This window comes from Rathayibacter sp. VKM Ac-2760, from assembly GCF_009834185.1.
GTDB lineage: Bacteria > Actinomycetota > Actinomycetes > Actinomycetales > Microbacteriaceae > Rathayibacter.
Map to the genome: position 1 here is coordinate 2928322 of NZ_CP047173.1, position 20304 is coordinate 2948625.

Consider the following 20304-nt stretch of genomic DNA (forward strand, 5'->3'; position numbering starts at 1 on the left):
TGCGATGGGATGCACCATGACCGACTCCGAGACGTGGCAGTTCGAGACCAAGCAGATCCACTCCGGAGCCGCACCCGACCCCGTCACCAAGGCGCGCGCGACGCCGATCTACCAGACCACCTCCTACGTCTTCGACAACGCCGAGCACGCGAAGAACCTCTTCTCGCTCGCCGAGTTCGGCAACATCTACACCCGCATCCAGAACCCGACCCAGGCGGTCGTGGAGGAGCGCCTCACCGCGCTCGAAGGCGGCTCCGGCGCGCTCCTGCTCGCCTCCGGCCAGGCGGCCGAGACCGCGGCCGTGCTCAACATCGCGCAGGCCGGCGACCACCTCGTCTCCTCCTCGTCGATCTACGGCGGCACCTACAACCTCTTCAAGTACACGCTGGCCAAGCTCGGCATCGAGACGACCTTCGTCGAGAACCAGGACGACCAGGAGGAGTGGCGCCGCGCGGTCCGCCCGAACACGAAGCTCTTCTTCGCCGAGACCATCGGCAACCCGAAGATCAACATCCTCGACATCCGCGCCGTCGCCGACGTCGCGCACGAGGCCGGCGTGCCGCTGATCGTGGACAACACCATCGCGACGCCGTACCTGATCCGCCCGTTCGAGCACGGCGCCGACATCATCGTGCACTCGGCGACCAAGTTCCTCGGCGGTCACGGCACCGTCATCGGCGGCGCCATCGTCGACGGCGGCACCTTCTCCTGGACCGCGAACGCCGCGAAGTTTCCGGGACTGACCACGCCCGACCACTCGTACCACGGCGCGGTCTACACCGACGCGGTCGGCGACTCGCTCGCGTACATCATCAAGGCCCGGGTGCAGCTGCTGCGCGACCTCGGCGCCTCGATCGCGCCGGCGAGCGCCTGGCAGCTCATCCAGGGCATCGAGACCCTGTCGCTGCGGATCGAGCGCCATGTGCAGAACGCGCAGGAGATCGCGGAGTACCTGGAGAACCACTCCGACATCGCGTCGGTCAACTACTCCGGTCTGCCCACCTCGCCCTGGTACGCGGCCGCGAACCACTACGCGCCGAAGGGCGTGGGTGCCGTGCTGTCGTTCGAGCTCAAGGGCGGCGTGGACGCCGGCCGCGCCTTCGTCGACTCGCTCGTGCTGTTCTCGCACCTGGCGAACATCGGCGACGTCCGCTCGCTCGTGATCCACCCGGCGTCGACCACGCACTCGCAGCTCACGCCGGAGCAGCAGCTCACCGCGGGTGTCACGCCGGGGCTGGTGCGCCTCTCGGTCGGCCTCGAGAACATCGACGACCTGCGTGCCGACCTCGCCCAGGCGCTGCGCGCCGCCCGCAGCGTGGTGGAGGCGTCGCGCGCGAACGCCTGACGGCCCCTTCATGCCGGTCGAGTAGCCGCGCAGCGGCGTCTCGAGACCCACCCTCGGCAGAACGGTGGATCTCGATACGGCCGCTGCGCGGCCTACTCGATCAGCAAGGGGGGCCGCTGCGCGGCCTACTCGATCAGCAAGTGGGGGCCGCTGCGCGGCCTACTCGATCAGCGGGGACGCGTCACCCCCGCGTAACAAAGGCGGCCGACCCGCCGCACTCTGCCACGATGGACACCGCTATGGACTGGCAGCAGACACTCGAGGACACCGTCCCTTCGGCGTTCATCACCGAGCGCCAGCTCCGCTCGGTGATCGGCAAGCCGCCCGCGACCGGCGCCTGGCGCGAGGGCGACCACCCCGGCGGTCGGCTCTTCGCCGAGATCGGGCCGTTCGCGTTCGAGGCGGGCGGCCGCCTGCCGCACGTGCGCGTCGCTTTCGAGACCTGGGGCGAGCTCTCCCCCGAGCGCGACAACGCGATCCTGGTGCTGCACGCCCTCACCGGCGACTCGCATCTGATCGGCCGCGGCGACCGCGGGCACGCGACCGACGGCTGGTGGTCGGGGCTCGTCGGACCCGGTCTCGTCATCGACACCGACCGCTACTTCGTCGTCGCCCCGAACATGCTCGGCGGCTGCCAGGGCTCGACCGGCCCCGCCTCCCTCGCCCCGGACGGGCACGAGTGGGGCGCGCGCTTCCCCTACACGACGATCCGCGACCAGGTCGGCGTGCAGACCCTCCTCTCCGACCGGCTCGGCATCGAGCGCTGGCACACGGTGATCGGCGGCTCGATGGGCGGGATGCAGGCGCTGGAGTGGGGCATCGACCACCCGGAGCGCGTTGCGCGGCTCGCCGTCCTCGCCGCTCCCCCGCGCGCCACCTCGGACCAGATCGCGCTGAACTTCGTCCAGCTCGAGGCCATCCGCAACGACGCCGCCTTCGCGGGCGGCGCCTACTACGACGCCGGCGACGGCCAGGGCCCGTACCACGGCCTCGCCCTCGCCCGGCGGATGGCGCTGCTCAACTACCGCAGCCCGTCCGAGCTCAACGACCGCTTCGAGCGGAGCTGGCAGTCCGGCCTCAGCCCGCTCGGCGGCGGCGGCCGGTTCGCGGTGGAGTCCTACCTCGACTTCCACGGCAACAAGTTCACCCGCCGCTTCGACGCGAACAGCTACATCACCCTCGTCGAGGCGATGAACTCGCACGACGTCGGGCGCGGCCGCGGCGGCGAGGCGGAGGCGCTCGAGAGGATCACCAGCCCCACGCTGGTGCTCGGCATCGACAGCGACCGGCTCTTCCCCGTCGAGGGCCAGCGGATCATCGCCGCGCACGCCCCGGGCAACATCGACGGGGACGACGTCGCCGTGATCAGCTCGACGTTCGGCCACGACGGCTTCCTGATCGAGGACGACGCGGTCGGCGCGCACCTCGCCCGCCTGCTCGAGACCCGCCTGCTCGAGAGCTGACGCCGAACCGGCCCTCCTGGCGGCGCCGCCCCGGGCAGTGACTATCGTGAGTCGCGGGGGGTCCGCACCGCGCCGCCCGCCGGAAGGAGCGTGCCCGTGCCGTTGGCCCGCAGCGCCCGAGAGCGCGACCGCCTCCTCCGCCAGTCCGCCTGCGGCATCGGGCTCCTCATCGACGCCACCGCGATCGCCATGGCGCTCGGCCGCGACGTCCTGCCGCCCGAGGCGCGGCCCTTCGCCGTCGCGCTGATCCTCGGGCTCGCCGCCGCGCACGTGCAGCTCGGCCGCAGCGGCCGCAAGGTCTGGGTGGTGCTCGTCGCTTTCGGCGGGCTGCTGCTCAGCGCGGGACTCGCGGGTGCCGTGCTGCCCGACGGCGGCTTCGAGGGCTACGTGATCGTCAGCACCGCCAACGCCCTCACCAGCAGCGTCGCGGTGGTGCTGACCACCTCCGCCCGGCGGCTCCTGCTGGTGCTCCCGGTGCTGGTGCCCAGCGTCGCCCTCTCCGTCGTCGTCGCCGACGAGGCGATGATCTCGAACGCGATCGTGCAGTGCATGCTCCCCTGGGGTGTCCTCTGCGGCTACGCCCTCTGGATCAGCACCGCGGTCCCCCGGGTCGTCCGGCGCATCGACAGCATCGGCAACGCCCACCGCGTCGAGCGGCAGGCCAGCGAGACGGAGGCGCAGCGCCGCCAGGGCGCCCGACTGCTGCACGACACCGTCCTCGCGACGCTCACCCTCCTCGCGCACTCCGGCCGCGGCGTCTCGGTCGATGCGCTGCGGCGCCAGGCCGCGGAGGACGCGCAGCTGCTGCGCCAGCTGCGGCTCGGCGGGGCGCCGACGCCGAGCGCGTCCGGCTCCTACCAGCTGACCAGCGTCACCGTGTCGCCCGCGTCGAACTCGCTGGAGAGCGTCAAGGACCGGTTCGGCCGGATGGGCCTCGATGTGATCTGGCACGGCTCGGGCGAGGTCGTCCTCGACGGCGCCGCGCTCGACTCCTTCCTGCTGGCGCTCTCCGAGTGCCTCGAGAACGTGCGCCGGCACTCCGGGGTCGACTGCGCCGACGTGACGATCACCGAGGACGAGCAGACCGTCCGCGCCATGGTCACCGACGCCGGCTCGGGCTTCGACATCGCCACGGTGCCCGCCAGCAAGCTCGGCTTCAAGGAATCGGTCGTCGCCCGGCTGGCCGACATCGGCGGCCGCGCCCGGCTGTTCAGCTCGCCCGGGTCGGGCACCACCGTCGTCCTGGAGGTGCCGAAGTGAGCGGCGGCACCGACAGCAGCTCGCCCCTCCTGCACGGCGGGGTCGGCTCGGGGATCGGGCGGCGCGACCGCTGGGCCCGCGCGCGGAACGGCCAGCAGGAGAGCCTGGGCACCAACTACCTCGGCAGCGGGCTCACCGGCATCGCCGCCGCCCTGATGGCCTACGAGCTCCTCGTCTTCCTCGCCACCGTCGACGACTACGCCCGGCCGGGACTGGTCATCGCTGCCTGGCTCATCCTGCAGGCGAGCTTCGCCACCGCCGTCATCGCGATCCACCTCGCCGGGCACCGCCTGCCGCGCGCCGCCTACCTGACGCTCCTGGCCGGGATGGCCGGAGCGGTGGTGCTCGACCTGATCGCCGTCGCCGGCCACGGACCGTCCGCGGCCGTCCCCACCGCGGCGGTCGCCGCCGCCGTCGCCCACTCCGCGATGATCGTGCACCGCCGCAGCGCCGAGATCGTCGCCGTCGCGCTCGTCATCGCGGCCGCCGAGCTCGTCGCCTACGGCGCGATGGGCTCCGGCGACGACGCCTCGTTCTCCGTCCGCGCCAGCGCGATCGCCGTGACCGTCGCCCCCGCCGTCGTCGCCGTGGTGATGATGCGCGGCTTCCGCCGCATGGTCCAGCGCGAGACCGACCGTGCCCTCGTGCAGAGCACCACCCTCGGCCCGCGCTACGCCGTCGGCATGCTCGCCTCCGAGGAGCTCGCCCGTCTCGACCTCGCCGCCGAGCGCCTCCTCGCCGAGGTCGGCGACGGGACGACGGCGCTGCCCCTCGACCCGCAGCGCGCCGCGCACGCCGCCTCCCTCGCCACCAGCCTCCGCCTGCACCTGATCGAGGGACGCCGCGAGACCTGGCTGCACCACGCCATCCAGGAGTCCGAGCTGCTGGCGCCCCTCGTCGAGCTGCACGACCCGGACGGGACCGCCGGACTCCTCGGGCACCAGCAGCGCGACGGCCTGCTCTCCGCGATCTGGCTCATCCTCGACGGCGCCTCCGGGCTCACAGTCGTGCTGCACGTCCGCGCGGGCTCGCCCCGCGAACCCGGTCCCGGAGCCCCGGCCCGCTCCCTCCTGGTCCCGCTGACGCTGCACTCCGAGGGCGTGCCCGTGCGCGGCGTCGATCCCGCGACGTGGGAAGCTATCGCACAGGTCGGGTCGTTCCGCGACACCTCTCACGACGCCGAGCTCAGGATCGAGATCGACTGTCACGTCGAGAATCCTGCCGACCGCTGAGCAGCACCGACCGCCCCGACCTCACCAGAGACGAAGGACACCGATGACCTCCACCTCCGAACCGAAGATCACCCTCGCCGTGGTCGACGATCACAAGATGCTCCTCGGTGCCCTCACGGAGTGGATCCGCGGCGCCGCCTCGGACATCCAGCTCGTCGCCGCCGTCGCCTCCTGGCCGGAGCTGCTCACCCACCCCGAGTTCCCCGTCGACGTCGTCCTCCTCGACCTCGACCTCAAGGACAACATCCCGATCTCGGTCAAGCTCTCCACGCTCAAGACCACCGGCGTCAAGACCGTGCTGATGAGCACCTACTCCGAGCCTGCCGTCGTCCGCGAGGCCCTCGCCTCCGGCGCCCTCGGCTACCTCGTCAAGACGGAGGACGCCGACATGATCGTCGAGGCGATCCGCGCGGCCAAGGACGGCCACTCCTACATCTCGCACGAGCTGGACATGGCGCTCTCCACCGGCGACTCCGACGGCGCCCCCAAGCTCAGCGCCCAGGAGCGCCGCGTCATGGCGCTCTACGGCGGCGGCGAACCCGTCAAGTCGGTCGCCTTCGAACTCGGCATCTCGGAGGAGACCGCCAAGTCCTACCTCAAGCGCATCCGCGAGAAGTACCGCATCGTCGGCATCGACGTCGGCACCAAGGTCGCCCTCCGCAAGCGCGCCATCCACGACGGCATCCTGATCGAGACGGACTGAGCTCGATTGCGGGGGCGGTCCCCGCCCGCCCCCGCCGCAGTCGGCTCGGTCACGTGGTCGCGTTCCATGGAGCGTCCTGCGGCGGCTGCGGGAATCCGCTGGCACGCGGATTCCCGTCGGCGCCGCCCCGTGGCCGGGCGCTTCTTGCTGGTCGAGTAGCCCCGCAGGGGCGTATCGAGACCCGCCGTCTTCAGCACGTCCGGCAGCCGGGGATCTCGATACGCCCGCTGCGCGGGCTACTCGATCAGCAAGGGGGGAGACTCCGCGGCACGTCCGCACACCCCCCGTCAGCAGGGCGAGCAGCCCCGCAGGGGCGCATCGAGACCCACCGTCGCCAGCACACGTCCGGCGCAGGCGGGATCGCGGCTACACGGCGTTGACCGGGACGCTGCCTGTCGCCGGGCGGGACGGGTCGCGCGGCGGGTCGACCGTGCCGCGGGCGCGGTCGACGGCGATGCTCGCGAAGGCGAGGAGGATGCCCGCGACGGTCAGGACCACGCCGACCCAGATCGGCGACAGGTAGCCGAAGCCGGCCGCGATGGTCACGCCGCCGAGCGCCGCGCCGACCGAGTTGCCGATGTTGAGCGCCGAGTGGTTGAGGGCCGCCGCGATGGTCTGGCTGTCGCGCGCGACGTCCATCAGCCGGGTCTGGATCGCCGGGGACGCCGCCGCCGAGAAGCCCGCCGCGAGGAAGGCGAACACGATCAGACCGACGACCGACGTCGCCGTCAGCGCGAGACCGGTCAGCGAGACCAGCACGCCGCCGAACAGCACCACGAGCGCCACCCGGACGTTCTTGTCCGCCGCCCAGCCGCCGGCGAGGTTGCCGATCGTCATCCCCAGTCCGATGACGACCAGGATCCACGGCACCGCACCCAGCGGCACCCCGGTCACCTCCGTCGACAGCGGAGTGATGTAGCTGTACATCGCGAAGAGCCCGCCGAAGCCGATCGCGCCGATCGCGAGGGTCATCCACACCTGCAGCCGGCCGAAGGCCTTCAGCTCGTTGCGCATCGTCGCACCGGGGTTCCCCTGCTGGAACGGCACCAGCAGCCAGACCGCGACGACGGTCGCCGCGAAGATCGCCGCGACGACGAGGTAGGCACTGCGCCAGCCCGCGGTCTGCCCCACCCACGTGATCACCGGCACGCCGATCACGTTCGCGATGGTCAGCCCCGACAGCACGAAGGCGACGCCCTTGCCGCGCTTGCCCGGTCCCATCAGATCGGCCGCGACGAGCGAGGCGATGCCGAAGTAGGCGCCGTGCGGCAGCGCCGCGACGAAGCGCGCGGCGAGCACGAGCGGGAACGTCGGCAGGAGCGCGGAGGCGACGGTGCCGAGCGTGAAGGCGACGAGCAGGAGCAGCAGCAGGCGCTTGCGCGGCCAGCGCGCGGCAGCCGCGGCGATCGTCGGAGCGCCGACGACGACGCCGAGCGCGTACGCCGAGATCAGCAGCCCGGCCTGCGAGTTCGCCTGCTCGGAGCTCACCGCGTAGACGTCCGGGAGCAGGTCGGCCGCGAGCTGCGGCAGCAGTCCCATCGCGACGAACTCGGTCGAGCCGATGCCGAAGCCCCCCATCGCGAGGGCGAGCAGGGCGAGGCGGGTCCGGGCCGGGGAGAGAGTCACCGGACCACGATAGCGGCGGATCGACGCACATCGAAACGATTCGAACGGCGGCGCCGCCCGGAGAGCGCTCCCGCCGCGATCACTCCCCCAGCGCGCGTCCCAGCCGCTCGATCTTGGCGTCGATCTCCCCCGCGTAGCCGGGGCGGATGTCGGCCTTCAGCACCAGCGAGACCCGCGAGCCGTAGGCGCCGACGGCTTCGGTGGCGCGCTTGATCACGTCGAAGACCTCGTCCCACTCGCCCTCGATCTCGGTGAACATCGAGGTGGTGCGGTTCGGCAGCCCGGAGTCGCGGACGATGCGGACGGCCGCCGCAACGGCGTCGTGGACGGAGGCGTCGGGGCCCTCGCCTCCGGAGGGTGCGACCGAGAATGCGACGAGCACGAGGAGACCTCCCAGCGGGCCCGGCCATCGGACCCGCGTCCAGCCTAGGCTCGCGCGCCGCCGATGCTCCGGTCGGCGACGGAGCGCTCCGCCGCCGAGCGCTCCGCGGCGGGCTCCGGCACGCCCGGCCGCGGGGCACTGCCCAGCCGCCAGAGCTCGCGGAGCACCCAGCCGAGCAGCACGAGCAGCAGCACGTTGCGCACCGTGAGCGCCAGAACCATGCCCGCGTTCGACCAGAGCAGGAACAGGTAGAGGTAGGGGTAGACGATCTGCGTGAAGGCGGCGATCGCCAGGGTCAGCTTCGCGGGCGTCGCGAAGTCGCGGGCACCGACCACGAGACCGGCGATCACGGGCGGGGCGAGCCAGACGATGTACTGCGGCGACAGCACCTTGTTGATGTCGATCAGCACCAGCACGAGCCCGAGGCTCAGCAGCGGGAGCAGCCGCACCGGCGGGACCTTCGCGCGCAGCGCCCGCAGGCCGAGCAGCACGGTGCCGACGACGGCGAGCGCGAGCGCCGGGTTCATCAGCGCGGCCGCGACATCGGTGAACGGACCGTGCATCTCGAAGGTGTTGATCTCGGCCGCGTACCAGACGTAGCTGCCGAACCAGCCGCCGATGGAGAGCCACATCCAGAGCATGCTGACGGGCGCCTCGATCTGGAGCCCGCGGGTGGTCTGGTCGGTGACGAAGCTGAAGACGTACTCGCCACCGCCGAGCGCGTAGACGGCCGCGATGATCAGGGCGGAGAGCCCGGCGCCGACGGCGACCATCCGGAGCCGGCCGCGCAGCACGAGGACGCCGGCGCCGAGCAGCGCCGCGGGCCAGACCTTGATCCAGGTGGCGACGGTGAGCGCGAGCGCGGCGACGGCGGGCCGGCTCGAGGCCCAGAGCAGACCGGCGATGGCGAGTGGCACCGTGAACGCGTCGATCCGGCCGACGGCGATCGGCCCGAGGAGCACCAGGAAGAGCAGCCACCAGCGCGCGGCGGCGAGCCGGGCCGGCAGGCCGCGATGCAGTAGCAGCGCGAAGGCCGCGGCGTCGACCGCGACGACTCCGGCCAGCCAGGTGAGGTCGTAGCCGGCCTCGCCGAAGAGCCAGGCGGCGCTGATCGGGACGAGAGCGAGGATCGGGTACACCCAGCCGGTGTCGAAGCCGACGAGTCCGCCGCCCTCGATCGCCGTCCTCATCCAGCCCTTGTAGACGATGCTGACGTCGCCCATCGGCAGGCCGGGCGCGAAGAGCGCGAGCAGCGAGAGCAGCACGTGCACGAGGGCGAAGCCGGTCCAGAGCACGGCGGCGGAGTCGCGGTTCTCGCGCAGCCAGGCGATCGGGCGCGCGGAGACTCGGGGGGCAGGGGTCGGCACCGCGTCAGTGTAGAGGGACCCGTGGACCTCCCCCTGAACGGATCCCCCGCGCATCAGTAGCCCGCGAAGGCGTCGGTGCGGATCTTGGTGGCACCGGCCGAGCGCAGGGCACCGCGCACCGAGTCGACGAACGCGGGCGAGCCGGAGACGAAGCCGACCCGGCGCGGAGCGTCGGGAACGGCGTCGGCGAGCCGCTCGGCCGTGATCCGGCCCGCGACGTGCGACCAGCCGTCCGGCAGTGCGGCGGGCGCCTCCGGCGAGACCAGGACGACTCGGGCTCCGGAGGCGTGGAGCAGCTCGCGGTACGCGACGTCCTCCAGGCGGGCGGCCGCGTAGACGACCACCACGTCCCGCGCCGGCCCCGCGGCGACGGCCCGCAGCTGACTCGCGAACGGCGTGATGCCGATCCCGCCGGCCACGAGCAGCAGCGGAGTCGCCGGATCGGCCGGCAGCACGAAGTCGCCGCCGACGCTCGTCGCCCGGACCACGGCGCCGGGCGGGAGCGCGGCGAGCGCGCGCTTGAAGCTGCTCGCCTTCTCGGGCAGCCGCATCGCGACGGCGAGCTCGCCGTCGGCCGGAGCGGAGGCGATGGAGAAGGTGCGGCGGCTGCCCCGGCGGTCCGAGCGGTGCGGCACGTCGAGCTCGAGCCACTGGCCCGCCTCGAAGCGCACCGGCGTCCGCGGTGCGAACCGGTACTCCGTGATCCCCGGCGCGATCTCGCTCGAGGAGCGCAGCTCGAGCGCGAGGCGCCGGCGCTGGCCGAAGAAGAAGGCGATCGCGTTGCCGGCGACCAGGCCGAGCTCGGGGCTCGCGTGCAGCGGGCCGATCGAGAACGGCACCGTCGTGAGCAGGGCCGCGACGACGGCGACGACGAGCTGCTGCGACCGGCGCGGCGCCAGGGTCAGCGGCTCCGTGAGCATGAAGGCTCCCGCGAAGACGAACGGGTAGGCGGTCAGCACGAGCGAGAGCGCCGCTCCGGGCTCCTGCCCGCTCAGCACCGAGTTGGCCACCGAGACGGCCGCGGCGACCGCGACGAAGACGACCACGATCGCCCAGCGCCGCACCCGCGCGACGACGACGAGCGCGCCCGCGAGCACCCAGGGCCAGAGCGCTCCGGTCGGCAGCGCCCAGGCCGCCGCGGTGAGAGTGCCCGCGAACGGGGTGTCCTGCAGCAGGCCCTGCGCGATCCCGATGATCAGCACCGCGACCGCGGCCGGATTGAAGACGTGGCGGCCGCGCCAGACCAGCAGGTACTTCGAGGCGGCGGCGATCACCCCGATCAGCGCCACGACGAGCAGCGCGCGCGGCTCGGCCGTGGGGAAGAGCAGGAACGCGATCAGCAGCCCGGTCACCAGCGACGACTCGAGGTGCGCCGGCGAGCGGACCAGGAGCGAGATCAGCCAGGTCGCGCCGGTCGTCGAGACGACGGCGACGACCGCGGTGGCGGCGATCTCGATCGGGGTGAAGAAGATCAGCCCGGCGGCGGAGTAGCCGAGCGCGACGAGCAGCAGCGCGGCGAGCACGAGCCAGACGAGGCGGTACATGGTGATGCGGCCGAGGGCGCGATCGAGGGAGCCGAGCATCAGAAGACCTCTCCGGGGAAGCGGGACGAGTAGTGGAGGCCGCCGTCGCTGAGCACGCGGACGAACTCGAAGTCGAAGGACTCGGCGAGCGCCTCGGGCGGGGCGACGAAGAGCGCGGTGGCCAGCCCGTCGGCGACGAGCGTGCTGTCGGCGACGACCCAGGTCGCCACGACCGTGTCGACGGGGCGGCCGGTCCTGCCGTCGAGGACGTGGTGCAGTCCGTCGCCCCAGACACGGCGGTTGCCGGCGGAGGCGCAGAGGGCGCGCTCGCCCGGCTCGGCGATGCCGATGGCGCGGCGCGGGTCGAAGGGGTGCTCGAGGCCCACGCGGAGCACGCCGGCGCCGCGGGCGCGGAGGTCGCCGCTCGCATCGACGACGGCGCGGTCGATCCCCGCCGCCGCGAGCTCGGCCAGGACGAGGTCGACCAGTTGCCCCTTGCCCGCCGCGCCGACGTCGAGGACGACCCCGGCGCGAGTGCGGACGGTCGCTCCCCCGCCGGCGCGGGCTTCGGCCCAGGACGGGGCCGGGGCGCCGGGGCCGCGCGGCACCAGCGAGTAGGCCGCGTCGTAGCCGAGCTGCTCGAGCGCGTCGCCGACGAACGGCGTGACGCCGCCCCCGGTCAGCGCGAAGAGCTCGTCGTAGAGGCCGAACAGCGCCTCGGCCTCCGGCGGGAAGACGTGCTCACCGGTCTCGGTGCGCAGGAGCGAGACCGCGGAGTCGTCGCGGAAGCGGGACCAGGTGCGGTCGTAGGCCTCGATCCGCGCGTCGACCCGCGCGCGCACGGCCGGGCCGAGCGGCGCGGCGGTGTCGATCTGCCAGACGGTGCCGATGGCGTCGAACCGCCAGTCGCTGGCGAGCGACGGCTCAGGATCGAGCGGGGGCAGGGAATCAGGCGGCGGCATCGGCCTTGATCGTCTCGACGGCGTCGTTGAAGCCGCCGGAGGTGAGCGAGGAGCCGGAGACCTTGGTCACGTCGAGCTCGTCGAGGCTCTTGCCGACGACCTCGCCCGAGATGCCGCTCGCGAAGCGCTCCTGGTACTGCTGGCCGGTCGGGTTCTCCGACTCGGGGGTGACGGTGACGGCCGTGACGACGCCGGACTCGAGGGTCAGCGAGACGCCGACGGACTCGTTGCCGCCGGGCGAGGTGTAGGAGCCGTCGGCCTCGTAGGTGCCGTCGGCGTAGGCGCCGGTCGCGGCGGAGCCGGTCGACTCGGAGCCGGAGGTCGCGGCGGGCGCGCTGGTCGCGGCGGAGCTCGAGGCGCCGTCCTCGGTCCCGGCGGTGGCGGTGCTCGAGCAGGCGGCGAGGGCGGCGAGGGTGCCGGCTCCGGCGAGGAGGGTGAGGGCGTAGCGGACGGGAGTCGTGGTCTTCGCGGTCATGTCTGTTCTCCTGATGGGGCGGACGCGGCTGAGGGCTGACGCGGCTGTCGTTCCCGACGCTACGGCCGGGACCTAGGGGGTTCCGATGAGGCGGCTGTGCGGCTCCGATGATGCCCGGATCGCGCGGTACTCCGCCTCTCCCCTGACAACGGCGCGGGGCCGCGATCGGTTCACCGCCCGCCCGTGCCCTCCGCGCCGGTCGCTCCGCCGAGGAGCCGGGCGACGACGCCGGGGAGGTGCTCGGCGATGTCCAGGGCCGCGATCGGCCCGCCCCGCGAGGCATCGGCGCCGGCCTGCGCGTGCAGGACCGCGGCCGCCGCGGCGATCGCGGCGAGCTCGGCGTCGTCGAGGGCGTGCCGCGGCTCTCGGCGTCGGCGGCTCGGCCCGCCAGCAGCGCGCCGAGCACTCCCCCGAGCACGTCGCCGCTGCCCGCGGTCGCGAGCCACGGCGTCGACCCGCTGACCTCGTGGGCGACGTCGCCGGAGACCACGTGGGTCGTACCGCCCTTGAGCAGCACGCAGGCGCCGAAGCGGTCGGCGGCGCGCCGTGCCCAGCCGCTCGCGTCGGCGGCGATCGCCGCGGCGTCGACGTCGACTCCGGCGCGGGAGAGCATGCCGGCGAGCTCGCGGTAGTGCGGGGTGACGACGACGGGTCCCCGCGCCTCGCCGATCAGGTCGAGCGCACCGGCGTCGAGCACGACGGGCACTCCGGAGTGCAGCTGCTCGAGCAGGGCGCCGCGCTCGTCGTCCGAGCGGTCGTCGGCGCTGGTCCCGGAGCCGAGGAGCCACGCCTGCACGCGACCCGCCGAGGTGACGACCTCGGGCCGGCGCGCGAGCACGAGCGCGGAGGGCCGCTCCGGTCCGAGGTAGCGGACCATGCCGAGGCCGGTGCGCACCGCCGCCTCGACGCCGAGCACTGCCGCCCCCGGGTAGCGCTCGGACCCGGTCGCGATCCCGAGCACCCCGCGGCTGTACTTGTCGTCGTCACCCCGCGGCAGCCGCACGACCGATGCCGCCTCAGCGAGCCCGAAACCGCTCTGCCCATCCGTCATCCCGCCAGCCTAGGTCGCACCTCCGACAGCGCCCTCCCGCGGTCTGCTCGACCAGCACGCCCTGCCGTGCGCCGGCGGGAGCGGCGCGCCCCGCCTTGCGCCGGCAGGCCCGGCGCGCCCTGCCGTGCACCGGCAGGCCCGGGGCAGCCTGCCTGCTGATCGAGTAGCCCGCGCAGCGGGCGTATCGAGATCCACCATCGTCAGAACGGTGGCGGTGCGTCCACGAAGCGGGGCCCCGGCGGTGGGTCCGGCGGCCTGCCGGGCAGCGGGGACGGCCGGGTGCTGATCCTCCGGCCGGTCGGGGTGGTCCAGACGACGGTCCCGCCGTTGTCCTTGCCCTAGCTCCACCGGTCGCCGTGCCGGAGGTGGTGGTGGCTGGTGCAGAGCGAGACGAGGTTCTCGAGCGAGGTCTCGCCGCCGCCCCGCCACTCGATCGTGTGGTCCGCCTCGCTGCGAGCGGCGGTCCGGGTGCAGCCCGCGAAGCGGCAGGTCTGATCGCGCAGCTGGAGGTGAAGGCGCATCCGCGCCGGCGGGAGGCGCTGCGTGCGACCGACGGAGACGACGGCCCCGGTATCCGGGTCGGTGAGGACCCGGGTGAACGACGCCGCCGTCCGGATCAGCTCCCGCGCGACGTCGGCGGGGACGGGGCCGTAGCCATCGAGCTCCGCGGGCTCGTCGTCCAGATCCACGGCCGTCGATGCCGCGAGCGTGAGCCGCACCTCCGCGCGCACCCCAGGGACGAACGACGGGTCGGGCCGATCCTCAGTGTCGGGAGTGGTACCGAAGACATCGCCGTCGCAGAGCAGGTCCACGGCGACGTCCGCGCGCAGCTGCGAGAGCGTGCGCTCGTCACCCGCGTCGCGGAGGGCGCGGGCCATCCGGTCGGCCCGGTCGTAGGCGCCCATCACGGCCGGAGCCGGCCCGTGCAGGCAGAGCGTCGCCATCCCGTCCACGTCCGGCGTGATCCACACGGCGCGGTCCGCTCGGGCGCGGACGTGACGCTCTGCGAGGGGTTCCTCGTGCAGCTCCTCCCGCCAGCGACGCAGTGCACGGCGCAGCTGAGTGAGCGTCAGCGTGTCCACGGCGTCGGCCACGCGCTCGTCCAGCCCGGCGCGGGACCCCTCGGGCAGAGTGCTCGCGGTGGCGCAGATCGCCTCACCCTCCTCCCAGTGCAGGCGCGCCTGCTCGAGCAGCGCCCGAGTCAGCGGCAGATGCTCCATCAGCAGCTGCGCGTTCTCGAGACGGCGCGCGATCACCTGCTCCGGCAGGCCCTCCGCGACGGCGAGCTCGGCGCGGATCGAGCGCTCGACCAGGTCACACGTCTCGCTGCGGGACGAGCCGCGGGCGAACGCGTCGGGGTGGGAGAGGGCGGTGCGGTGGAAGTCGTAGAGGAACTCGGCCTCGGTGAGGCGGCGCTGGGCGGCAGCGCGGGCGTTCGCGGCAGCGCGGTCACCGAGTGCGCGCAGGTGCTCGAGCACCTCTTCCGTCGATCCGAACTCCGTCATACGAGTATTGAAGCAGGGACCACCGACACCAGGGCGGCCCAGACAGCGAGGAAGGGGAGGAGGCCCGCGCATCAGGGCTGTGGAGGAGGCTCGCTCCCGGAGGCACGGCGGCGGTGGGTCTCGATACGCCCTGCGGGCTACTCGACCAGCAGGCTGCGCGACAGTCCCCGGCACCTCTCCGGAGGCGCCGCGACCCTGCTGATCGAGCAGCCCTCGCAGAGGGCGTCTCGAGATCCACCGCCTCGACCAGGGTGGGTCGCGACGTGAGCCGCCCTACCTCCGGGTGGCGTCGTCGACCTCGCCGACGAGCTCCTCGATGATGTCCTCGAGGAAGAGGACGCCGGTGGCGCGGCCCTGCTCGTCGAAGGCGCGGGCGAGGTGGGCGCCGGTGCGGCGCATGATGGCGAGGGCGTCCTCGAGGTCGGTGGCCTCGAAGATCGAGGCCAGCTGGCGGATCCGCTTGGCCGGGATGGGCAGGCGGAACTTCGGCCCCTCCGTGTCGCCGTCGAGGTCGAGGACGTCCTTGAGGTGGATGTAGCCCTCGGGCTGTCCGTCGTCGCCCTGGACGACGTAGCGCGAGAAGCCGTGCTTGGCGACGGCCCGCTCGACGTCCGCGGGCGAGGCCCCGGCGGGGAGGCTGACGATGCCGTCGAGCGGCAGCGCGACGTCGCGCACCTTCTTCTCGGTGAACTCGAACGCGGCGAGGAGGGTGCCGTTGCTGCGCAGGGTCCCCTCGCGGGTGGACTGGTCGACGATCGTCTGCACCTCCTCGAGCGTGAAGGTGCTGTTCGCCTCGTCCTTCGGCTCGACCCGGAACAGCCGGAGCACCCCGTTCGAGATCGCGTTCAGCGCGACGATGATCGGGCTGATCACGCGGGCGATCGCGACGAGCGGCGGCGCGAGCAGCAGCACGGCGCGGTCCGGCATCGAGAACGAGATGTTCTTCGGCACCATCTCGCCGAGCACGACGTGAAGGAACGACACGATCACCAGGGTGATCACGAACGCGACCGTGCCGGAGAACTCCTCCGGGATGCCGACCGCGTGCAGCGGCACCTCGAGCAGGTGGTGGATCGCCGGCTCGCTGACGTTGAGGATCAGCAGCGAGCAGACGGTGATGCCGAGCTGAGTGGTCGCCAGCATCAGCGTCGCGTGCTCCATCGCGGCGAGCGCGGTGATCGCGCTGCGGCGACCGCTCTCGGCGAGGGGCTCGATCTGGGAGCGGCGCGCGGAGATGACCGCGAACTCCGCTCCGACGAAGAAGGCGTTCGCGGCGAGCAGCACCACGAGCCAGGCGATTCCTGCCCAGTCACTCATGGTCGGCCTCCTGGCGTCCTCGGTGCGGTCGGCCGACGTCGGCCAGCGGGTCGGGGATGCCCTGGTCGCCCGCGTCGGGGTCGGGGGTGAAGCGGAGCCGGTCGATCCGCCGGCCGTCGAGCCGCTCGACGCGCAGCGAGCCGCCCTCGACGGGCACCTCGTCGCCGACGGCGGGCAGGCGGCCGAGCTCGCTCATCACGAAGCCGGCGACCGTCTCGTACGGCCCCTCCTCGGGGATGACGACGCCGGCGCGGTCGCGGACCTCGTCTGGCCGGAGCATGCCGGGGAAGGTGGTGGAGCCGGGCAGCTTGACGACGTCGGGGCGCGAGCGGTCGTGCTCGTCCGCCACCTCGCCGACGAGCTCCTCGACGAGGTCCTCGAGCGTCGCGACGCCCGCCGTTCCGCCGTACTCGTCCACGACGACGGCGAGCTGGAAGCCGCGGCCGCGCAGCTCGGTGAGCAGCACGTCGAGCTTCATCGTCTCGGGCACGCGGAGCGGCTCGGAGCGCAGCGCGGTGACGGGGACCTCGGAGCGCTTGCCCCGCGGCACGGCGACGGCCTGCTTCACGTGCACGACGCCGACGATGTCGTCGATGTCGTCGTCCGTGATCGGGAAGCGCGAGAGCCCGGTGGTCCGCGCGAGGTCGAGGACGTCCTGCGCCGTGCTGGAGCGCTCGAGGGTCGAGAGCCGCAGCCGCGGCGTCATCACGTCGCCCGCGGAGAGGGCGGAGAAGCGGAGGGTGCGCCCGAGCAGGTCGGCGGTGTCCTCCTCGAGCAGCCCGGCGCTCGCGGAGTGCCGGACCAGGCTGGAGAGCTCCTCGGCGCTGCGGGCGCCGGAGAGCTCCTCCTTCGGCTCGATGCCGGCCAGGCGGAGCAGGGCGTTGGCGCTGCCGTTCAGCAGCGCGACGGCCGGGCGGAAGACGGTGGTGAACGCGGTCTGGAGCGGCACGACCAGCTTCGCCGTCGCGCGCGGCAGGGCCAGCGCGAAGTTCTTCGGCACGAGCTCGCCGAGGATCATCGACAGGAGCGTCGCGATGACGATGGCGAGCACCGTCATGATCGGCGTGAGCACCTCGTCCGGGATGCCGAGGCCGCTGAACGGCCCGCGCAGCAGCGTCGAGAGCGCCGGCTCCATCGTGTAGCCGGTGAGCAGCGTCGTCAGCGTGATGCCGAGCTGGGCGCTGGAGAGGTGGGTCGACGTGACGCGGAGGGCCGCGATCGTCATCCCGAGGCGGGTCTCGCCGCGGTCGCGCCGCGCCTCGAGGTCCGCGCGGTCGAGGTTGACCAGCGCGAACTCGCTCGCGACGAAGACGCCGGTGCCGAGCGTCAGCAGCAGGCCGACGCCGAGGAGGAGCCACTCAGTGCCCACGCGGGTCACCCCCGGCCAGCCCGAGCGGGATCACGGGAAGCGAGGAGTGCCGAACGAGCCGGTGCGAAGGCGGATGCGCAGAAGGGGGGTCGTCCATTATGGCGTCGAGTCTACCGGCAGACCGACCGCCGCAGAACGGCTCCTAGAGCCACTTCTTGCGCTTGAACACCGCGTAGAGCGCGAAGCCGAAGACCAGCATCAGCCCGATCGCCCACGGGTAGCCGAGCCGCCAGTGCAGCTCGGGCATCTCGTCGAAGTTCATGCCGTAGATGCCCGCCACGAGAGTCGGCGCGAACAGGATCGCCGCCCAGGACGAGATCTTCCGCACCACGTCGTTCTGGGCCAGCCCCGTCTCCGTCTGGCGACGGGACACGAGTGTCGAGTGCACGGTGAGCGCCTTGTCGAGGATCGCCCGCAGCGCGTCGACCGCCTCCGTCACCCGGATGGTGTGGTCGAGCACGTCGCGGAGCGCGCGGTGCAGCTCGACGTGGTCGAGTGTCGCGTCGGCGCCCGGTGCCGCGTCCGGCGCCTCGGCGAGCTCGCGCAGCAGCGCCGTTAGCGGCTGCACCGAGCGCTGGAAGTGGATGACCTCGCGCGAGAGCCGGTAGATGCGCTCCGAGAGCCCGTCGTCCTGGCCGTCGCCGAAGAGCTGGTCCTCGATCTCGTCCACGTCGCCCTGCACGCCCTGCACGACGGGCGCGTACTCGTCGACGACCTGGTCGAGGATCGCGTAGAGCACCGCCTCCGGCCCGCGGGCGAGCAGCTGCGGATCCTCCTCGAGGCGCTTGCGCACCGCCGCCAGATCCGGCGAGTCCGCGTGCCGGATCGTGACCACGAAGTCCGGGCCGACGAACACGTGCAGCTCGCCGAAGACGACCGTCTCGGCCGAGTCCACGTAGCGCGCCGGCCGCAGCACCACGAAGAGCCCGTCGTCGTAGCGCTCGAGCTTCGCCCGCTGGTGGCCGCTCAGCGCGTCCTCGACGGCGAGCGGATGCAGCCCGAACTCCTCCGCGACCGCCTCGACCTCCTCGCGACTCGGGCGGTAGAGCCCGATCCAGGCCATCCCGTGCTCGTCGCGCATCAGCTCGAAGGTGTCCTCGAGCGAGTCCGGGTTGCGGATGCGGTGACCGCCGACGTACACGGCGTTGTCGACGATCGTCATGGGCTCGGTTCTAGCACGCGCGCGCCGGGCACCGGCTGACGGTCACCAGCTGACCGGCAGCGCCTTGCCCTCCTCGTAGCCGGCCGCCGACTGCAGCCCGACGAGTGCGCGCTCGTGGAAGTCGGCGACGCTGCGCGCCCCCGCGTAGGTGAAGGAGGAGCGCACGCCCGAGGTGATCATGTCGAGCAGGTCCTCGAGCGAGGGGCGCAGCGGGTCGAGGTAGATCATCGAGGAGGAGATGCCCTCGGCGAAGAGGCGCTTGCGGGCGAGCTCGTAGGCGTCGAGGCGATCGAAGCGCTCCTGCACCGCCTTGGCCGAGGCCATCCCCCAGCTCTCCTTGTAGACCCGGCCGTTCGCATCGCTGCGCAGCTCGCCCGGCGCTTCGATCGTCCCGGCGAACCAGGAGCCGATCATCACGGAGGCGGCGCCGGCCGCGAGCGCGAGCGCCACGTCGCGCGGGTAGCGCACCCCGCCGTCGGCCCAGACATGCGCGCCGAGCTCGCGGGCCCGCTCCGCCGTCTCGAGCACGGCCGAGAACTGCGGGCGGCCGACCGCGGTCATCATCCGGGTGGTGCACATCGCGCCGGGGCCGACGCCGACCTTCAGGATGTCCGCACCGGCGTCGACGAGGTCGTGCACGGCGTCCGCCGTGACGATGTTGCCGGCCGCGATCGGCACGCCGAGCTTCAGCGCGGAGACGGTGCGCAGGGCGCGGAGCATTCCCTCCTGGTGGCCGTGCGCGGTGTCGAGCACGAGCACGTCGACGCCGGCGGCGACGAGGGCGCGGGCCTTGGCGGCGACGTCGCCGTTGATGCCGACGGCCGCGGCGACCCGGAGGCGCCCGTCGTCGTCGATCGCGGGGTCGTAGAGGGTGGAGCGCAGCGCGCCGGTCCGCGAGAGGGTGCCGACGAGCGCGCCGTGGTGCAGCACCGGGGCGAAGTCGAGGTCGGCCGCGACCATCAGGTCGAAGGCCGCGCGCGCGGTCGGGACGTCGTCGGCGTCGATCGAGGCGGACGCGCCGTGCACGAGGTCGCCGAGCCGGGCGTCCTCGAGGGCCGTCGCGAGCCGCGCGGCCGGCACGCAGCCGAGGATCGTGCCGTCCTCCTCCTGCACCACGAAGCCGTGGCCCGCGACGGCGGGGAGGATCGCGAGCGCCTCCTCCACCGTCAGCGACGGCGCGGCGGTCAGCGCGCCGGAGAAGGCGACCGGCTGCTCCTTCACCCAGCGGATCGCCGCGTCGAGCTGCTGCAGCGGCATGTCCTGAGGCAGGACGCCGAGACCGCCGCGGCGCGCCAGAGTAGCCGCGAGGCGGGGCCCGGTGACCGAGTTCATGTTCGAGGAGACGATCGGGATGCTGGCTCCGGTGCCGTCACCGGGGGCGAGCGACACGTCGAGCCGGCTGGTCACCGAGGACCGGCCGGGAACGAGGAAGACGTCCGAGTAGGTGAGGTCGCCGGAGGGGGTTCCACCGTAGAAGCGCATGGTCACGACGCTACTCCGACGCGGCTGGGGACTCCGGCCCTCCTGGGACCGCCGCTGGAGGATCCGGGCTAGGCTTGACG

The 20304-nt window shown here is 73.0% G+C and carries 17 protein-coding genes and 1 pseudogene; 5 read left to right on the plus strand and 13 right to left on the minus strand.

The genetic code is table 11. The annotated features are described in order from the left end of the window. Positions 1-16: 16 nt before the first annotated feature. From GSU72_RS13285 to GSU72_RS13305, 5 genes are all read left to right on the plus strand, one after another. Positions 17-1345, plus strand: a complete 1329-nt coding sequence (locus tag GSU72_RS13285) for a bifunctional o-acetylhomoserine/o-acetylserine sulfhydrylase (RefSeq protein ID WP_159985495.1) — start codon at positions 17-19, stop codon at positions 1343-1345. 239 nt (positions 1346-1584) lie between these two features. Beyond that, entirely contained in the window at positions 1585-2808 is a 1224-nt protein-coding gene (locus GSU72_RS13290) for a homoserine O-acetyltransferase (protein ID WP_159986823.1), read from the plus strand. 96 nt (positions 2809-2904) lie between these two features. Next, complete coding sequence (locus GSU72_RS13295) at positions 2905-4068, plus strand: ATP-binding protein (RefSeq protein ID WP_244255811.1); 1164 nt, start codon at positions 2905-2907, stop codon at positions 4066-4068. Then, on the plus strand, positions 4065-5300 hold the full coding sequence (locus tag GSU72_RS13300) for a hypothetical protein (protein WP_159985496.1): 1236 nt from the start codon (positions 4065-4067) through the stop codon (positions 5298-5300). Before GSU72_RS13295 ends, GSU72_RS13300 begins: the two co-directional genes overlap by 4 nt. A gap of 43 nt (positions 5301-5343) precedes the next feature. Beyond that, positions 5344-6003, plus strand: coding sequence for a response regulator (locus GSU72_RS13305; protein WP_159985497.1), 660 nt, complete (start codon positions 5344-5346; stop codon positions 6001-6003). Between the two features lie 366 nt (positions 6004-6369). Here GSU72_RS13305 and GSU72_RS13310 read toward each other — a convergent pair whose 3' ends face one another. The 13 genes and pseudogenes from GSU72_RS13310 to GSU72_RS13365 form a co-directional block, all read right to left on the minus strand. Next, entirely contained in the window at positions 6370-7581 is a 1212-nt protein-coding gene (locus tag GSU72_RS13310) for an MFS transporter (RefSeq protein ID WP_159986825.1), read from the minus strand. A gap of 127 nt (positions 7582-7708) precedes the next feature. Beyond that, positions 7709-8011: a thiamine-binding protein gene (locus GSU72_RS13315; protein WP_159985498.1), complete on the minus strand. Its 303-nt coding sequence runs from the start codon at positions 8009-8011 to the stop codon at positions 7709-7711. A 44-nt stretch (positions 8012-8055) separates the two neighbouring features. Then, a complete protein-coding gene (locus tag GSU72_RS13320; RefSeq protein ID WP_159985499.1) occupies positions 8056-9378 on the minus strand; it encodes a glycosyltransferase 87 family protein in 1323 nt (440 codons plus the stop codon). Between the two features lie 53 nt (positions 9379-9431). Continuing rightward, positions 9432-10961, minus strand: a complete 1530-nt coding sequence (locus GSU72_RS13325) for an RnfABCDGE type electron transport complex subunit D (protein WP_159985500.1) — start codon at positions 10959-10961, stop codon at positions 9432-9434. Then, complete coding sequence (locus GSU72_RS13330; protein WP_159985501.1) at positions 10961-11863, minus strand: FAD:protein FMN transferase; 903 nt, start codon at positions 11861-11863, stop codon at positions 10961-10963. The genes GSU72_RS13325 and GSU72_RS13330 overlap by 1 nt, the downstream gene beginning before the upstream one ends. Beyond that, complete coding sequence (locus GSU72_RS13335) at positions 11850-12338, minus strand: FMN-binding protein (RefSeq protein WP_159985502.1); 489 nt, start codon at positions 12336-12338, stop codon at positions 11850-11852. Before GSU72_RS13335 ends, GSU72_RS13330 begins: the two co-directional genes overlap by 14 nt. A gap of 170 nt (positions 12339-12508) precedes the next feature. Continuing rightward, positions 12509-12784 (minus strand): hypothetical protein, encoded by a 276-nt coding sequence (locus GSU72_RS21915; RefSeq protein WP_348272759.1) that lies wholly within the window; start codon positions 12782-12784, stop codon positions 12509-12511. Beyond that, positions 12769-13389 (minus strand): annotated as a pseudogene (locus GSU72_RS13340) (ADP/ATP-dependent (S)-NAD(P)H-hydrate dehydratase); the annotation flags it as partial. The gene GSU72_RS21915 and the pseudogene GSU72_RS13340, both read right to left, overlap by 16 nt. Positions 13390-13727: 338 nt before the next feature. Then, on the minus strand, positions 13728-14894 hold the full coding sequence (locus tag GSU72_RS13345; RefSeq protein ID WP_159985503.1) for an HNH endonuclease signature motif containing protein: 1167 nt from the start codon (positions 14892-14894) through the stop codon (positions 13728-13730). Between the two features lie 273 nt (positions 14895-15167). Next, the gene (locus GSU72_RS13350) at positions 15168-16211 is read right to left on the minus strand and encodes a hemolysin family protein (RefSeq protein WP_159985504.1); all 1044 of its coding nucleotides are present in this window, start codon (positions 16209-16211) and stop codon (positions 15168-15170) included. Further along, positions 16204-17589: a hemolysin family protein gene (locus GSU72_RS13355; RefSeq protein ID WP_159985505.1), complete on the minus strand. Its 1386-nt coding sequence runs from the start codon at positions 17587-17589 to the stop codon at positions 16204-16206. Before GSU72_RS13355 ends, GSU72_RS13350 begins: the two co-directional genes overlap by 8 nt. A gap of 133 nt (positions 17590-17722) precedes the next feature. Further along, on the minus strand, positions 17723-18742 hold the full coding sequence (corA, locus tag GSU72_RS13360) for a magnesium/cobalt transporter CorA (RefSeq protein WP_159985506.1): 1020 nt from the start codon (positions 18740-18742) through the stop codon (positions 17723-17725). Between the two features lie 42 nt (positions 18743-18784). Next, positions 18785-20224: a GuaB1 family IMP dehydrogenase-related protein gene (locus GSU72_RS13365; RefSeq protein ID WP_159986826.1), complete on the minus strand. Its 1440-nt coding sequence runs from the start codon at positions 20222-20224 to the stop codon at positions 18785-18787. Positions 20225-20304: the final 80 nt, after the last annotated feature.

What these genes read in the sequence shown, in the direction of transcription:
- GSU72_RS13285 (WP_159985495.1), top strand. Translation starts at nt 17, where the DNA reads ATGACCGACTCCGAGACGTGGCAGTTCGAGACCAAGCAGATCCACTCC.
- GSU72_RS13290 (WP_159986823.1), top strand. Translation starts at nt 1,585, where the DNA reads ATGGACTGGCAGCAGACACTCGAGGACACCGTCCCTTCGGCGTTCATC.
- GSU72_RS13305 (WP_159985497.1), top strand. Translation starts at nt 5,344, where the DNA reads ATGACCTCCACCTCCGAACCGAAGATCACCCTCGCCGTGGTCGACGAT.
- GSU72_RS13310 (WP_159986825.1), bottom strand. Translation starts at nt 7,581, where the DNA reads ATGGGGGGCTTCGGCATCGGCTCGACCGAGTTCGTCGCGATGGGACTG.
- GSU72_RS13325 (WP_159985500.1), bottom strand. Translation starts at nt 10,961, where the DNA reads ATGCTCGGCTCCCTCGATCGCGCCCTCGGCCGCATCACCATGTACCGC.
- GSU72_RS13330 (WP_159985501.1), bottom strand. Translation starts at nt 11,863, where the DNA reads ATGCCGCCGCCTGATTCCCTGCCCCCGCTCGATCCTGAGCCGTCGCTC.
- GSU72_RS13335 (WP_159985502.1), bottom strand. Translation starts at nt 12,338, where the DNA reads ATGACCGCGAAGACCACGACTCCCGTCCGCTACGCCCTCACCCTCCTC.
- GSU72_RS13345 (WP_159985503.1), bottom strand. Translation starts at nt 14,894, where the DNA reads ATGACGGAGTTCGGATCGACGGAAGAGGTGCTCGAGCACCTGCGCGCA.
- GSU72_RS13350 (WP_159985504.1), bottom strand. Translation starts at nt 16,211, where the DNA reads ATGAGTGACTGGGCAGGAATCGCCTGGCTCGTGGTGCTGCTCGCCGCG.
- corA (WP_159985506.1), bottom strand. Translation starts at nt 18,742, where the DNA reads ATGACGATCGTCGACAACGCCGTGTACGTCGGCGGTCACCGCATCCGC.
- GSU72_RS13365 (WP_159986826.1), bottom strand. Translation starts at nt 20,224, where the DNA reads ATGCGCTTCTACGGTGGAACCCCCTCCGGCGACCTCACCTACTCGGAC.